At 62.2% G+C, this 15636-nt stretch carries 15 protein-coding genes; 7 read left to right on the top strand and 8 right to left on the bottom strand.

Annotation, left to right across the window (positions count from 1 at the left end; all coding sequences use genetic code 11):
• Positions 1-171: 171 nt before the first annotated feature.
• The 4 genes from V6093_RS16710 (at position 172) to V6093_RS16725 (ending at position 5242) form a co-directional block, all read left to right on the top strand.
• Entirely contained in the window at positions 172-2496 is a 2325-nt protein-coding gene (locus tag V6093_RS16710) for a Tex family protein (RefSeq protein ID WP_004576371.1), read from the top strand.
• Positions 2496-2879, top strand: a complete 384-nt coding sequence (locus V6093_RS16715; RefSeq protein WP_003255824.1) for a PaaI family thioesterase — start codon at positions 2496-2498, stop codon at positions 2877-2879. The genes V6093_RS16710 and V6093_RS16715 overlap by 1 nt, the downstream gene beginning before the upstream one ends.
• Before the next feature lie 153 nt (positions 2880-3032).
• Complete coding sequence (gene gshA / locus V6093_RS16720) at positions 3033-4610, top strand: glutamate--cysteine ligase (RefSeq protein WP_029380490.1); 1578 nt, start codon at positions 3033-3035, stop codon at positions 4608-4610.
• Positions 4610-5242 (top strand): TetR/AcrR family transcriptional regulator, encoded by a 633-nt coding sequence (locus V6093_RS16725; protein ID WP_265978644.1) that lies wholly within the window; start codon positions 4610-4612, stop codon positions 5240-5242. Before gshA ends, V6093_RS16725 begins: the two co-directional genes overlap by 1 nt.
• Before the next feature lie 142 nt (positions 5243-5384).
• On the opposite strand, the gene V6093_RS16730 is transcribed toward V6093_RS16725, so the two are convergent.
• From V6093_RS16730 to V6093_RS16765, 8 genes are all read right to left on the bottom strand, one after another.
• Entirely contained in the window at positions 5385-5600 is a 216-nt protein-coding gene (locus V6093_RS16730; RefSeq protein ID WP_003255829.1) for a molybdopterin-binding protein, read from the bottom strand.
• Between the two features lie 27 nt (positions 5601-5627).
• The gene (gene ssuB, locus V6093_RS16735; protein WP_010951617.1) at positions 5628-6440 is read right to left on the bottom strand and encodes an aliphatic sulfonates ABC transporter ATP-binding protein; all 813 of its coding nucleotides are present in this window, start codon (positions 6438-6440) and stop codon (positions 5628-5630) included.
• Positions 6437-7234, bottom strand: a complete 798-nt coding sequence (ssuC, locus tag V6093_RS16740) for an aliphatic sulfonate ABC transporter permease SsuC (RefSeq protein ID WP_003255831.1) — start codon at positions 7232-7234, stop codon at positions 6437-6439. Before ssuC ends, ssuB begins: the two co-directional genes overlap by 4 nt.
• Positions 7235-7244: 10 nt before the next feature.
• Entirely contained in the window at positions 7245-8393 is a 1149-nt protein-coding gene (ssuD, locus tag V6093_RS16745) for an FMNH2-dependent alkanesulfonate monooxygenase (RefSeq protein WP_004576374.1), read from the bottom strand.
• Between the two features lie 59 nt (positions 8394-8452).
• The gene (locus tag V6093_RS16750) at positions 8453-9418 is read right to left on the bottom strand and encodes a sulfonate ABC transporter substrate-binding protein (protein WP_004576375.1); all 966 of its coding nucleotides are present in this window, start codon (positions 9416-9418) and stop codon (positions 8453-8455) included.
• Positions 9419-9503: 85 nt separating this feature from the next.
• On the bottom strand, positions 9504-10097 hold the full coding sequence (gene ssuE, locus V6093_RS16755) for an NADPH-dependent FMN reductase (protein ID WP_003255835.1): 594 nt from the start codon (positions 10095-10097) through the stop codon (positions 9504-9506).
• Positions 10098-10315: 218 nt separating this feature from the next.
• A complete protein-coding gene (locus V6093_RS16760) occupies positions 10316-10954 on the bottom strand; it encodes a peroxiredoxin (protein WP_108078827.1) in 639 nt (212 codons plus the stop codon).
• Between the two features lie 165 nt (positions 10955-11119).
• Complete coding sequence (locus V6093_RS16765; protein ID WP_108191881.1) at positions 11120-12460, bottom strand: OprD family porin; 1341 nt, start codon at positions 12458-12460, stop codon at positions 11120-11122.
• 518 nt (positions 12461-12978) lie between these two features.
• Here V6093_RS16765 and tauA point away from each other — a divergent pair.
• The 3 genes from tauA to tauC are packed head-to-tail and all read left to right on the top strand — an operon-like array spanning position 12979 to position 15588.
• Positions 12979-13950: a taurine ABC transporter substrate-binding protein gene (gene tauA / locus V6093_RS16770; protein WP_003255840.1), complete on the top strand. Its 972-nt coding sequence runs from the start codon at positions 12979-12981 to the stop codon at positions 13948-13950.
• Positions 13951-13963: 13 nt separating this feature from the next.
• Positions 13964-14752: a taurine ABC transporter ATP-binding subunit gene (tauB, locus tag V6093_RS16775; RefSeq protein WP_265978638.1), complete on the top strand. Its 789-nt coding sequence runs from the start codon at positions 13964-13966 to the stop codon at positions 14750-14752.
• Entirely contained in the window at positions 14749-15588 is an 840-nt protein-coding gene (gene tauC, locus V6093_RS16780; RefSeq protein WP_003255842.1) for a taurine ABC transporter permease TauC, read from the top strand. The genes tauB and tauC overlap by 4 nt, the downstream gene beginning before the upstream one ends.
• Positions 15589-15636 lie beyond the last annotated feature (48 nt).

The raw sequence follows: 15636 nt of genomic DNA on the forward strand, positions 1-15636 counted from the left end.
GCACGTTGCGTGAGCATTGTTAGCAGATTTTTCCCCCGGCGCCAGTTCCGGCTGGCCGGGCGCCATCACCGCAAGCCGTTTGCGATGGGTATAATGCGCGGCTTTCATCCAGCGCCGCCGGGCAAAAAGCCCACAGGCGACCCCCGTATTCACAAATGTCAGGTGGTTTACATGGACAGCATCAACAGCCGTATCGCCGAGGAACTGGGCGTACGCCCGCAGCAGGTCGAGGCGGCCGTGAGCCTGTTGGACGAAGGCTCGACCGTGCCCTTCATCGCCCGCTACCGCAAGGAAGTGACCGGTAGCCTTGACGACACTCAGTTGCGCCACCTGGAAGAGCGCCTGCGCTACCTGCGCGAACTCGACGAGCGCCGCGCCAGCATCCTTTCCAGTATCGAGGAACAGGGCAAGCTGACCCCGGAACTGGCCCGCGAGATCAAGCTGGCCGACACCAAGACCCGCCTCGAAGACCTTTACCTGCCCTACAAGCAGAAACGCCGCACCAAGGGCCAGATCGCCCTGGAAGCCGGCCTCGGCGAACTGGCCGATGGCCTGTTCAACGACCCGACCCTGGCCCCGGAAAGCGAAGCCGCACGCTTCGTCAACGTCGAAAAGGGCGTGGCCGACGTCAAGGCCGCGCTGGAAGGCGCCAAGTACATCCTGATGGAGCGCTTTGCCGAAGACGCCGCCCTGCTCGACAAGCTGCGCAGCTATCTCAAGCAGGAAGCCGTGCTCAGCGCCCGCGTCGTGGCTGGCAAGGAAGAAGAAGGCGCCAAGTTCCGCGACTACTTCGCTCATGACGAGCTGCTGCGCACGGCGCCATCGCACCGTGCCCTGGCGATCTTCCGCGGGCGCAACGAAGGCGTGTTGAGCGTCTCGCTGAAGGTCGGCGAAGAACTGCCCGGCACCCTGCACCCGTGCGAACTGATGATCGGCAACCACGTCGGCATCGAAAACCGCAGCCGACCCGCCGACAAGTGGCTGGGAGAAGTGGTGCGCTGGACCTGGAAGGTCAAGCTGTACACCCACCTGGAGACCGACCTGTTCGGCGAGCTGCGTGACAATGCCGAAGGCGAGGCGATCAACGTGTTCGCCCACAACCTGCACGACCTGTTGCTGGCCGCACCGGCCGGCCCGCGCGCCACCCTGGGCTTCGACCCGGGCCTGCGCACCGGCTGCAAGATCGCCGTGGTCGACGCAACCGGCAAGCTGCTGGACCACACCACGGTCTACCCGCACGCGCCGAAGAACGACTGGGACCGCACCATTTCCATCATGGCCGCACTGTGCGCCAAGCACTCGGTGGAGCTGATCGCCATCGGCAACGGCACCGCCAGCCGCGAAAGCGACAAGCTGGTGGCCGAGCTGGTCAAGAAATATCCAGCCCTGAAAATCACCAAGATCATGGTCTCCGAAGCCGGTGCTTCGGTGTACTCGGCATCGGAACTGGCCGCCCGCGAGTTCCCGGACCTGGACGTGTCGATCCGCGGCGCCGTGTCGATCGCCCGCCGCCTGCAGGATCCGCTGGCCGAACTGGTGAAGATCGATCCGAAATCCATCGGTGTCGGCCAGTACCAGCACGACGTGTCCCAGCTGAAACTGGCACGTGGCCTGGACGCGGTGGTCGAGGACTGTGTGAACGCCGTGGGCGTGGACGTGAACACCGCTTCGGTGGCGCTGCTGACGCGCATCTCCGGCCTCAATGCCACGCTGGCACAGAACATCGTCGCCCACCGCGATGCCAATGGTCCGTTTGCCACCCGTGCAGCGCTGAAAAAGGTTAGCCGCCTGGGTGAGAAAACCTTCGAGCAGGCCGCCGGCTTCCTGCGTGTGATGAACGGCGACAACCCGCTGGACGCCTCTGCGGTGCACCCTGAGGCTTACCCGCTGGTGCAGCGCATTGCTGCCGATACCGACCGCGACATCCGCTCGCTGATTGGTGACAGCAGCTTCCTCAAGCGCCTGGACCCGAAAAAGTTCACCGACGAAACCTTCGGCCTGCCAACTGTCACCGACATCCTGCAAGAGCTGGACAAGCCCGGCCGCGACCCGCGTCCGGAGTTCAAGACCGCCACCTTCCAGGACGGCGTCGAAGACCTCAAGGACCTGGAACCGGGCATGATCCTCGAAGGCGTGGTGACCAACGTTACCAACTTCGGTGCCTTCGTCGACATCGGCGTGCACCAGGATGGCCTGGTGCATATCTCGGCGCTGTCGGAGAAGTTCGTCAAAGACCCGCGTGAAGCGGTCAAGGCCGGCGATGTGGTCAAGGTCAAGGTCATGGAAGTGGACATCCCGCGCAAACGCGTCGGCCTGTCCATGCGCATGAGCGACACCCCGGGCGAGAAGGTCGAAGGCAACCGCGGTGGTAACCGCGGCAATGGTGGCAGCCGCCAGCAGCAGGCACCGCGCCAGCGTGAAACCGCCACGGCTGCGCCGGCCAACAACGCCATGGCCTCGCTGTTCGCCAACGCCAAGCAATTGAAGAAGAAGTAATGGACGTACCACGCGAATACGTCGAAAGCGCCTTCAGCCAACTGCTGGGCTGCCGCCTGCAACACCTGGACACAGGTGTTGCCGAGGTAGCCCTGGCGCTGGAGCCCCAGTTGCGCAACCGTGGCCAGAAGCTGCACGGCGGGGCGATCTTCAGCCTGGTGGATATCGCCATGGGCCTGGCCTGCTCGGCCAGCCATGGCTTTGACCAGCAAAGCGTCACCATCGAGTGCAAGATCAACTACATGCGTGCCGTCAGCGACGGCGAAGTGCTGTGCACCGCCCGCGTGCTGCACGCCGGGCGGCGCACCCTGGTGGTCGACGCTGACGTAGTTCAGGGCGACAAGCTGGTGGCCAAAGCGCAAGGAACCTTCGCGGTTCTCTAGCTCACCAAGCAGTATCTGCGGTATTTTCAGCAGTGCGCTGGCACTGCTGGAACCGCGTAAACCAGGCGACAACGCCAGTTCCTTTCTTCCTACCCTTGTAGACCGTTATCTCTACCCCCATATTGGGGCGACTGACGCGTGAAGGAATACATCTTGAGCGAACTCCTCAACCGCCGCCTGAGCCTGCTCGGCGCCAATCTCCCCCTGCTCAAGCAGTGCCTGCACGGTATTGAGCGCGAATGCCTGCGCGTGACCGATGAAGGTCGCCTGGCCCAGACCCCGCACCCGGAAGCACTGGGATCGGCGCTGACCAACGAGCAGATCACCACCGACTATTCCGAGTCGCTGCTGGAGTTCATCACCCCGGCCCTGGCCGATCCGGCCAAGGTGCTCGAAAGCCTCGAAGAGACCCACCGTTTCGTCTACAGCAAGCTGGGCGACGAATACCTGTGGAGCCCGTCGATGCCGTGCACGCTGCCGGCCGAGGAGGACATCCCGATCGCCGAGTACGGCAGCTCGAATATCGGCAAGCTCAAACACGTCTACCGCAAGGGCCTGGCCCTGCGTTACGGCCGCACCATGCAGTGCATCGCCGGTATTCATTACAACTTCTCGCTGCCCGAAGCGCTTTGGCCACTGCTGCGCGAAGCCGAAGGCAGTACGGAAAATGACCGCGACTACCAGTCGTCGGCCTACATCGCGCTGATTCGTAACTTCCGCCGCTACAGCTGGCTGCTGATGTACCTGTTCGGCGCCTCGCCGGCCCTGGACAAAGGCTTCCTGCGTGGCCGCCCGCACCAGCTCGAAGAGCTGGATGCCGAAACCCTGTTCCTGCCTTATGCCACCAGCCTGCGCATGAGCGACCTGGGTTACCAGAGCAACGCCCAGGCCGGCCTGACGCCCTGCTACAACAACCTGGCCAGCTACACCGACAGCCTGCGCAAGGCCGTTGGCACGCCCTACCCGCCTTACGTTGAAATCGGCACGCATGTGGATGGCGAGTGGGTTCAGCTGAACACCAACATTCTGCAGATCGAAAACGAGTACTACTCGAACATCCGCCCCAAGCGCGTCACCTACACCGGCGAGCGGCCGATCCAGGCCCTGACCTCGCGGGGCGTGCAGTATGTGGAAGTGCGTTGCCTGGACATCAACCCGTTCCTGCCGGTCGGTATCGACCTGACCGAGGCGCGCTTCCTCGACGCATTCCTGCTGTTCTGCGCCTTGGAAGACAGCCCGCAACTGGACAACGGTGAGTGCGGCCAGTGCACCAGCAACTTCCTGACCGTGGTCAAGGAAGGTCGTCGTCCGGGCCTGGAGTTGCACCGCAATGGCCAGCCGATCAGCCTGAAAGACTGGGCCAGCGAGCTGATCGAGCGTATCCGCCAATTGGCCAATCTGCTCGACCAGGCGCAAGGTTCTGATGAGCACGCCAAGGCCCTGGATGCGCAGCAGGCCAAGGTCGACGACACCTCGCTGACCCCGTCGGCCCAGGTGCTGGCACGCATGACCGAGCATGACGAGAGTTTCGTCCAGTTCTCGCTGCGCCAGAGCCGTGTGCACGCCGAGACTTTCCGCGAGCAACCGCTGAGCAACGAAAAGCAGCAAGCATTCGAGACGCTGGCCCGCGAGTCGCTCACCAGGCAGTCCGAGCTGGAGCGAGACGAAGTCGGTGATTTCGACCTGTTCGTCGGCGCCTACCAGGCCAGCATCCTGGCAATCAGCAGCTGATGAACCGCACCACCACCCCGCGCAAACCGCGCGCCAGCAGCCAGGCCAGGATCGAGGCGATCCTGGCGGCTGCGCGTGAGCTGTTGGCCGAGCAAGGGGTGGCAGCACTGTCTATCTACAGCGTGGCCGAGCGGGCGCAGATTCCGCCTTCGTCGGTGTATCACTTTTTCGCCAGCGTGCCGGCCTTGCTGGAGGCACTTACTGCAGATGTGCACCGGGCGTTTCGCGAAGCCCTGAGCGCACCGATCGACAGCAGCGCGTTCAGCACCTGGCACGAACTGTCACGCCTGATCGAACAACGCATGCTTGATATCTATAACGAGGATGCAGCGGCGCGGCAGTTGATCCTGGCGCAGCATGGCCTGAGCGAGGTGGTGCAGGCCGACCGGCAGCACGACATGGAACTGGGCGACTTGATGCACACGTTGTTCGACCAGCATTTTCACCTGCCGGTGATGCCACTGGATGTGGACGTGTTTGCCTTGGCCATGGAATTGAGCGACCGGGTGTATGCGCGGTCGGTGCAGTTGCACGAGGCGATCACCCTGCGCATGGCCGAGGAAGGCAAGCGGGTGTTCGAAGCGTATCTGGGGTTGTACCTGCCGCCGTTTCTGGCCAAGCGTTCCCGCTGAGAAATCTGGGGCCGCTTGGCGGCCCTTCGCGGGCAAGCCCGCTCCCACAGAGCCCGCGCGCACCCTGGAGCTTGCGAAGTATCTGTGGGAGCGGGCTTGCCCGCGAAGGGCTGCAAAGCAGCCCCAATATCGACCCGCCGCATCACAGCTTGGCGATAGACACTTCAGTTGACTTCACAAAGGCAATCACTTCACTGCCCACCTGCAACTCCAGTTCACGCACGGAACGGGTGGTAATCACCGAAGTGACGATACCCGAAGCCGTCTGCACGTCGATTTCCGACAGTACCGGGCCTTCGAGGATTTCTTTCACAGTACCTTTGAACTGGTTGCGAACATTGATGGCTTTGATAGTCATGGTTTGCTTCCTTTTGGCTTTTGGGATTCAGTGCGCCCAGCGCAGTTGCGTGGGCAGAGGGGCTACAGGATCCGGCTCGGGCGCAGTGCCCGGGGTGGACAGAACACGGTTGAGCACTTCGCTTTCCAGCGCGGCCAGACGGTGCGAACCACGCGCCCGGGGCCGTGCCAGGTCAACAGTGAGGTCGAGCCCGACCTCGCCGTCCTCGATCAGGATCACCCGGTCAGCCACGGCAACCGCCTCGCTGACGTCGTGGGTGACCAGCAGCACAGTGAAGCCGTGCTGACGCCACAGGCGTTCGATCAGTTGCTGCATCTCGATACGGGTCAATGCATCCAGCGCCCCCAGTGGCTCGTCCAGCAGCAGCAGGCGGGGCTGGTGAATCAAGGCTCGGGCCAAAGCCACGCGCTGCTTCTGGCCTCCCGAGAGCGCTGCCGGCCATTCGTTGGCGCGGTCGGCCAGGCCAACCGCATCCAAGGCCTCCAGCGCACGCGGGCGCCAGTCGCCAGACAGCCCAAGGCCAACGTTGTCGATCACCTTCTTCCACGGCAGCAGCCGCGCGTCCTGGAACATCAGGCGGGTTTCTTCACGGGCCTCTTCCAGCGGCGCGGCACCCGCCAGTAGCTGCCCGGCAGTGGGCTGGTCCAACCCGGCCAGTAGCCGCAGCAAAGTGCTCTTGCCGCAGCCGCTGCGGCCGACAATGGCCACGAACTGGCCGGCCGGAATGTGCAGGTCGATACCCTTCAAAACTTCGCGTTGGCCAAAAGTCTTGCGCAGGCCCTTGGAGGCCAGCGGGGTGCCACGCAGCAGGCGTGGCGGCTGTTCCTTGAGCACGGTCATGCGCCCTCCTTCCTGGCAACTTGATAGGCCGGGTGCCAGCGCAACCACACGCGCTCCAGGCCCCGGGCCGCAAGGTCGGCAAGCTTGCCGAGTACGGCATACAGGACGATGGCCAGCACTACCACGTCGGTTTGAAGAAATTCGCGAGCATTCATTGCCAGGTAACCGATGCCAGCGTTGGCCGAAATGGTTTCGGCAACAATCAGCGTCAGCCACATGAAGCCCAGGGCGAAACGCACACCCACCAGGATCGAAGGCAGCGCCCCCGGCAGGATCACCTGGCGGAACAGGCCGAAGCCGGACAAGCCGTAACTGCGCGCCATTTCCACCAACGCTGGGTCAACGTTACGGATGCCGTGGTAGGTGTTCAGGTAGATCGGGAACAACGTGCCCAGCGCGACCAGAAAGATCTTTGCCGACTCGTCGATACCGAACCACAGAATCACCAGCGGTATGAGCGCAAGGTGCGGCACGTTGCGGATCATCTGTACCGAGCTGTCGAGCAGGCGTTCACCCCAATTCGACAAGCCGGTGATGAAGCCCAGTACCAGGCCGATGCTGCCGCCGATGACAAAGCCCAGGCCTGCACGCCAGCCGCTGATGGCCAGGTGGGTCCAGATTTCGCCGCTGCGCACCAGTTCGACGCCCGCGCTTACCACTGCGCTAGGTGCCGGCAGGATACGCGTCGACAGCCAGCCAGCGCTGACGGCCAGTTGCCATATGGCCAACAGCAGCACCGGCAGCGCCCACGGCGCCAGGCGCTGGGTCAGGTTGGAGGAAGTTGCACGACTCATGGCCAGGCCCTCAGCTCTGCGACACAGATTTGGGCAGGATGTCGTTGGCCACCATTTCGCCGAACGGGCTTACATAACCACCGGTTTTCGGCTGCTCTGGGCGCTGCACATCAAGGTGCGGGAACAGCAGCTCCGCCACGCGGTAAGACTCTTCCAGGTGTGGATAACCCGAGAAGATGAAGGTATCGATACCCAAGTCGGCATATTCCTTAACCCGTGCTGCCACGGTGGGGCCATCGCCCACCAGTGCGGTGCCCGCCCCGCCACGTACCAGGCCAACACCTGCCCACAGGTTGGGGCTGACCTCCAGGTTGTCGCGGTTGCCGCCGTGCAGGGCAGCCATGCGTTGCTGGCCCACCGAATCGAAACGCGCCAGCGAGGCCTGGGCGCGGGAGATGGTGTCATCGTCCAGGTGCGAGATCAGGCGCTCGGCAGCGGCCCAAGCCTCTTCGTTGGTTTCCCGCACGATCACGTGCAGGCGGATACCGAAGCGTACTTCGCGCCCTTGAGCAGCTGCTTTTTCGCGCACCTGTGCGATCTTCTCGGCAACGGCTGCCGGTGGCTCGCCCCAGGTCAGGTACAGCTCGACCTGTTCGGCCGCCAGGTCCTGAGCGGCCTCGGAGGAGCCGCCGAAATACAGCGGTGGGCGTGGTTGCTGAATCGGCGGGTAGAGCAGCTTGGCGCCCTTTACCTGGATGTGCTTACCGTCGTAATCGACGTTTTCGCCTTCCAGCACCTTGCGCCAGATACGGGTGAACTCGACCGAAGCTTCGTAGCGCTCCTGGTGGTTCAGGTGCAGGCCATCACCCGCCAGCTCGTCCGGATCACCACCGGTCACCAGGTTGAATAGCGCACGGCCATTGGACAAGCGATCGAGGGTGGCCGCCTGGCGTGCTGCCACGGTCGGTGAAATGATGCCCGGACGCAGGGCTACAAGGAACTTCAGGCGCTGGGTCACGGGGATCAGCGACGCGGCCACCAGCCAGGAGTCCTCGCAGGAACGCCCGGTCGGGATCAGCACCCCACCAAAACCAAGGCGGTCGGCGGCCTGCGCGATCTGCTGCAGGTAACCGTGGTCGACCGCACGTGCGCCTTCGGAAGTGCCCAGGTACTTGCCGTCACCGTGGGTTGGGAGGAACCAGAAAATGTTAAGGCTCATTGGAGTCGTCTCCTCAAGGGTGGCTCTAGCCGGAGCGGCGCCCCGGCACTGGCAGTCAATCAAGGCGCGCTAGCGACTTTGGCAGGGGGTGTCCAGATCACGTCCTTGATGCTCAGCGGCTTGGGAATAAGCTTCAGCGCCTGGAACGTGTCGGCGATCTTCTGCTGCGCGGCCACCACGTCCGGGGTCAGCGGCGCAGCGCCGTAGCCTTGGCGTTTGACAGAGGTCAGGGTGATGCCGGCAGGCAGGCCGAGCAGCGGGGCAACCTGGTCGGTCACCTCTTGCGGGTTGGCCTGGGACCATTCACCCACGGCGCGCACTTCCTCGATCACGGTGTTGATCACCGCTGGGTGCTGTGTCGCATAGTTGCGGGTGGCGAGGTAGAACTGGTGGTTGTCGACCAGGCCCTTGCCGTCACGCAGGGTGCGCGCTTGCAGCTGCTGCTCGGCGGCGGCCTGGTAAGGGTCCCAGATCACCCAGGCATCCACGCTGCCGCGCTCGAAGGCGGCGCGGGCGTCGGCTGGCGGCAGGTAGACAGGCTGGATGTCGCTGTACTTGAGGCCGGCGTCTTCCAGGGCGCGGACCAGCAGGTAGTGCACGTTGGAGCCTTTGTTGAGGACGACCTTTTTACCCTTGAGGTCCTTCACCGACTGGATCGGCGAGCCCTTGGGCACCAGGATCGCTTCGCTGTGCGGCGCTGGCGGCTCGTAGGCCACGTAGAGCAGGTCGGCGCCAGCGGCCTGAGCGAACACAGGAGGCGTCTCGCCGGTTACGCCGAAATCGATGGAGCCGACGTTCAGCCCTTCAAGCAGCTGCGGGCCGCCGGGGAATTCGGTCCATTGCACCTGTACTCCCTGCTCGGCCAGGCGCTTCTCCAGCGTGCCCTTGGCCTTGAGCAGCACCAAGGTGCCGTATTTCTGGTAACCGATACGCAGGCTCTCGGCCTGGGCTTGGGTAATGGCGCCGAAGGACACAGCCGCCGCAAACAGGGCGACCAGACCACGACGCAAGAAGACTGTGCGCATGGCGCTCTCCTGTGCGAATGGGGTTCGGGTTGCACCTGCTTGCCTCGTTAACGGGCGAGTAAGGTGGTGAAGCGGGTAATGCCGTTCAGATGCTCCAGCGAGCGCTGATCAGACGTTCGTTCAGTACGCCAGGGGCCACAGGGCGCGGCCGACGGGCCAGGGCGACGTGGAAGGTTTCCAGCGAGTCGTGCAGGCGTTCTTCCAGCGCCTGTACCAACTGCGCGGGCTTTGTACCTTCTGCGTAAGCCACCTGGCTGTCGTCGGCAAAGATCCCTTGCAGGGTCTCTTGTGCCTTGAGTGCCGACAGCACCGGCTTCAATGCGTAATCCACCGCCAGCATGTGGGCGATGCTGCCGCCAGTGGCGATGGGCAACACGATCTTGTGGGCCAGGGCGCGCTCGGGCAGCAGGTCAAGCAAGGTTTTCAGGGCACCGGAAAACGAAGCCTTGTACACCGGGGTGGAGACGATCAGGCCATCGGCCTGGGCCACCAGCTGCTGAAAGTGTTGCACATGCGGGCTGTCGAAACGGGCATGCAGCAGGTCTTCGGCGGGAAAGTCACGCACTTGGAATGTCACCACTTCAACGCCGCGATCCTGCAGCCACTGGCGCGAACGCTCGAGCAGCACGCCGGAGCGTGAACGGAGACTTGGGCTACCACCGATTGAGACGACCAGCATTGCTGCGCTTCCTTGTGTTCTGTTGGAGGAGACATTAACAGCTGCTACATATATCTAGAAATCATATTTTTTCATTTGTTTATTCCATTATTGTCTTTGCCCATAAAGCCCTCCTCGCGGGCGCGCCCGCTCCCACAGTTTTTTACAGGCATAAAAAAGGGCCGTCGAAACGGCCCGAAAATCCCTGCTTGGCTAAGAGCAATGCAACGAGGAATCCATTAACGATTGGGTTGAGGGGTCAGGCGCAGATAGGGTTTGACCGCCCGGTAACCTTTGGGGAAGCGCTGCTTGATCTCCTCCTCGTCTTTGAGCGAAGGCACGATCACCACTTCGTCGCCGTCCTGCCAGTTACCCGGTGTGGCAACCTTGTGGTTGTCGGTCAGCTGCAGCGAGTCGATCACCCGCAGAATTTCGTTGAAGTTGCGCCCGGTACTGGCCGGGTAGGTAATGGTCAGGCGCACCTTTTTATTCGGGTCGATGATGAACAGCGAGCGCACGGTCAGGGTGTCGCTGGCGTTCGGGTGGATCAGGTCGTAAAGGTCGGACACTTTGCGGTCAGCGTCAGCAATGATCGGGAAGTTGACCACGGTACTCTGTGTTTCGTTGATGTCATCGATCCACTTGTGATGCGAGTCGACCGGGTCCACCGACAGGGCGATGGCCTTGACCCCGCGCTTGGCAAATTCGTCCTTCAGCTTGGCGGTCAGGCCCAACTCGGTGGTGCACACCGGGGTGAAGTCGGCCGGGTGGGAGAACAACACCCCCCAGCTGTTGCCCAGCCACTCGTGGAAGCGGATCTTGCCTTCGCTGGAATCCTGTTCGAAATCGGGGGCGATATCGCCGAGTTTGAGGCTCATGGGCTGCGGCTCCTGGGCTGGGTTCTGTACCGTATGGGCTCAATGTGCCTGCATTCAGTTAAAAATAAAAAGAATAAATAACGATTTATTTATAACCATAACGCATACGAATTAGCAGGCACAAAAAAGCCTCGCACTAGGCGAGGCTTTCTTTGTGGCTACGACTTACAGGAAGCTGTAAGTGTAGTTCACGATGAAGCGAGCCTGATCCTGGTCGGCACTGCTCTCGCCGGCACCACGGTACACGCCTTGGCGCAGGCTGAAGCCCAAGCCTTTGAGGGCACCTTCCTGGAGGGTGTAGTCGATGCGCGCATCGCGTTCCCATTCATTGTAGGTACCGCTGCCCGACTTGTTGCGGATATCGTCACCACGCAGGTAAGCAACCGATGCCTTCAGGCCTGGCACACCCAGCGCCGCGAAGTCATAGGAGTACTGACCGAAGGTGGTGTTTTCACCAGCACGGGCGAACTGGTTGATCATGCTGTCGGTGAACAGGTAGAAGCTGGAGCCGCCAGCACCTTCCGAGGTGCCGCTGTCGTTGCTCAGGCTGCCCTGGTTCAACCATACGAAGCCACCGTCGTCACCCACTTGCTGGTGACCGAGCATCAGCGCGTGGCCACCCAAGGTATAGGTGAACATGGCGGACCAGGTCTTGTTGTCGATCTCGCCGGTGTTTTTGGCGTAGCCACCGTTGTTGTTGAAGTTGTAAGCGCTGTCGTTGCCATTCTTGCCGTCGCTGCTGCTGTCGAAGTAGCGCAGGTCGGTCTTGAACGACTGGTCGTCAGCGATCTTGAACACGTGGGTCGCGCCCAGGAAGTGCTGCTTGTAGAAGTCTTCCAGGTTCGAGTAGTAGTACTGCAGGGTCAGGTCTGGAGTGAGCTTGTAGTCCAGGCCACCGTAGCGGAACTTGTTGCTCTCGGCATTGGAACCGGCGACAGACAGACCGGTACGGTTGCTCGAAGCACGGCCCATGGCGTGGGTCAGCTGACCCGCGTTGATGGTCAGGTTGTCGATTTCCTTCGACTGGATGGTGCCACCCTCGAAGGTTTGTGGCAGCAGACGACCATCGTTGGAAACCAGGATCGGCAGGTTCGGTGCGAGCGCGCTACCGAAATGCGCTTCGGTCTTGGAGAAGCGCGCCTTGGCATTGGCACCGAAACGAGCCCACTGGGCTGCAGAACCTTTGCCGTCATCCGGGAAGAAGCCGGACTTGTGGTAACCCTCGCCACCATCCAGGTGAATACCCCACAGCGCTTGGGCATCAACACCAAAGCCTACGGTGCCTTGGGTAAAGCCCGAGATGTAGTCGAGCTTGAAGCCCTGGCCCGACTCACGCTGATCCGGGCGCTCCGCACCCGGTTTTGCGTGATCTTCACGGTTGTCGTTGTTGAAGTACATGGTGCGCGAGCTGAGCGACAGCTTGCTGTCCTCAACGAAACCGGCAGCGCCTGCTTGTTGGGCGAGAACCCCCAGTGCCACGGCCAGAGCCAGGCTGGACTTGTACATGTTTTGCTCCTCTACGTTCTAATTTTTGTGTATCTCTGGCGGAGGGGTCTGATGCCCCGCTCACCGGGATGGGCGATTTAGTCCCAAAGCGTGACCGTTAAGTCAATCGTTTCTAAACGTTTCGCGACTTTGGTCTAAGACGCCACCTGCGCTACAGGATAATGACAATCCTATAAATCCAAAATGACTGTTTTATGAATTTGTAAGACTTTTAAGGAATATATTAGGAACCTTTACTGCCATTCGTTGTAGCTGCGACTCGTTTAATAACTTTTGGTTATTTGCAAACGTTTGCTCATAACCTAATGCCAAATCGTTCTATCGGGCCTAGAACGCCTCGCACGCCTCTCTGATTTCGCCACGGGTCATGGCGCACTCACCCCTTGTTCGCCTGCGAAACGCCTGGCTTTAAAGCGTTTGGCTCCTAAGCTAATGCAAAAAAGTTATTTATTTTAATTTTCTTAGATCATTTAGCCTTCTCGTCATCCAACCCGACTTGCCTGACGAGAGGTTCAACCATGATCCCGCACGCTCCGCTGCGCCTGTTCGCCGCCCTGACCCTCGCCAGCACCAGCTGGTTGGCCCAGGCAGCCGACCTGACAGTGGCCTACCAGACCACTGTCGACCCGGCCAAAGTGGCACAGGTCGATGGCGACTACGAAAAAGCCAGCAAGGCCAGCATTGACTGGCGCAAATTTGATAACGGCGCAGACGTGATCACTGCCGTGGCCAGCGGCGACGTGCAGATCGGCTACCTGGGCTCCAGCCCGCTGGCCGCTGCCGCCACCCGCAAGCTGCCGGTTGAAACCTTCCTCATCGCCACCCAGATTGGCGCGGGTGAAGCGTTGGTGGCCCGTGACAGCATCAAGTCGCCGCAAGACCTGATCGGCAAGAAGGTCGCCGTCCCGTTCGTGTCCACCGGGCATTACAGCCTGCTTGCGGCACTGAAAAGCTGGAATATCGACCCTTCCAAGGTACAGATTCTCAACCTGGCGCCGCCGGCCATCATTGCCGCCTGGAAGCGCGGCGACATCGATGCGACCTACGTGTGGGACCCGGCCCTGGGCGTGGCCAAGGAAAACGGCAAGGTCCTGATCACCTCTGGTGAGCTGGCACAGAAAGGCGCGCCTACCTTCGATGCCTGGATCGTGCGCAAGGACTTCGCCGAGAAACACCCTGATGTGGTCAAGGCCTTTGCCAAAGTCACCCTCGATGCCTACGCCGACTACCGCAAGGACCCGAAAGCCTGGCTGGCCGACAAGGGCAACGTAGACAAGCTGGTGAAGCTGTCCGGTGCCAAGGCCAGCGACATCCCGGTGCTGCTGGAGGGCAACGTCTACCCGCTGGCCGCTGACCAGGCCAACGCCCTGGGCGCGCCGACCACCCAAGCGCTGACGGACACCGCCAACTTCCTCAAGCAGCAAGGCAAAGTCGAAGCAGTGCTGCCGGACTACTCGCCGTACGTCAGCGCCAAGTTCCTTCCAAACTGATCCGGAGCCCGTCATGGCCTTGCTCGAGCTGGAGCGCATCAGCGCACAGTACCCAGGCGCCAGCACCCCGGTGCTGGCCGACATCAACCTGAGCCTGGGACCACGCCAACTGCTGGTGGCCCTGGGGCCTTCCGGCAGCGGCAAGACCTCACTGCTCAACCTGATCGCCGGCTTCGTCGCCCCCAGTGGCGGTCACATCACCCTCGATGGTGTGCCGGTGCAGGGCCCCGGTGCAGAACGCGGCGTGGTGTTCCAGGACGATGCCCTGCTGCCATGGCAGAACGTGCTGGGCAACGTCGCCTTCGGCCTCGAACTGGCCGGCGTACCCCGCGCCCAGCGTGAGGCCAAGGCCCGCGAAATGCTCACCCTGGTCGACCTCGATGGCTTCGGCGAACGGCGTATCTGGCAATTGTCCGGTGGCCAGAAGCAGCGCGTGGGCCTTGCCCGGGCGCTGGCGGCTGACCCTCGGGTACTGCTGATGGATGAACCGTTCGGTGCCCTCGATGCCTTCACCCGGGAGCAGATGCAAGAGCTGCTATTGCAAGTTTGGCAACGCACCGCCAAGCCGGTGTTCCTGATTACCCACGACATCGAAGAAGCGGTGTTCCTCGCCAGCGAACTGGTACTGCTGGCGCCCAACCCGGGACGCGTAGTGGAACGCCTGCATCTGAACTTCGGCCAGCGCTATGCCGCTGGCGAATCGGCCCGGGCCATCAAGTCCGATCCAGCCTTCATCGAAACCCGCGAGCATGTGCTGGCGCGGGTGTTTTCCCAACGCCAAAGCCTGCAGGAGCGCGCATGAGCAGCCTGGACCTGCCGGTCGCCGGCAAACACAACACCCAAACCCGGCCAGCCGCCACGCTACGCCGCCCACTGTCCACCCGCTGGATCAGCACCCTGACCCTGGCCAGCCTGCTACTGGTCTGGTGGCTGGTGACGGCTGCCGGTTGGGTAGAGCCCCTGTTCCTGCCCTCGCCCGGTGACATCCTGGCCAAGGCATGGACCTTGCTGACCCAAGGCTACATGGATGCCAGCCTGTGGCAGCACCTGGGCGCAAGCCTGGGCCGCATCGGCCTGGCGCTGGTGGCTGCGACCCTGACCGCAATACCAGTCGGCATCGCCATCGGCTACAACCGCGTAGCCCGCGGCATTCTCGACCCGCTGATCGAGTTCTACCGGCCCATCCCGCCGCTGGCCTACCTGCCGCTGATCGTCATCTGGTGCGGTATCGGCGAGTTGTCGAAAGTGCTGCTGATCTACCTGGCAATCTTCGCCCCCATCGCCATTGCCACAGCCACCGGTGTGCGCACGGTAGATCCGGCCAAGCTGCGCGCGGCGCAGTCGCTGGGCGCAACCAAGGCCCAACTGATCCGCCACGTCATTTTGCCCAGTGCATTGCCAGACATCCTTACCGGCATCCGCATTGGCCTGGGGGTCGGCTGGTCGACCCTGGTGGCCGCTGAACTGATCGCCGCCACCAGCGGCCTGGGCTTCATGGTGCAATCGGCGGCGCAGTTTCTGGTCACCGACGTGGTGGTGCTGGGCATCCTGCTGATCGCCCTGATCGCCTTCGCTCTGGAAATGAGCCTGCGTGCCCTGCAACGCAAGCTGGTGCCCTGGCATGGGCAGATTCACTGAATTCCATTGTCCACGCCAGCACACTGGCGCCCGATTGAAGAGACCGAC

This window comes from Pseudomonas putida group bacterium ESBL64 (genome assembly GCF_045277175.1).
Taxonomy (GTDB): domain Bacteria; phylum Pseudomonadota; class Gammaproteobacteria; order Pseudomonadales; family Pseudomonadaceae; genus Aquipseudomonas; species Aquipseudomonas alloputida.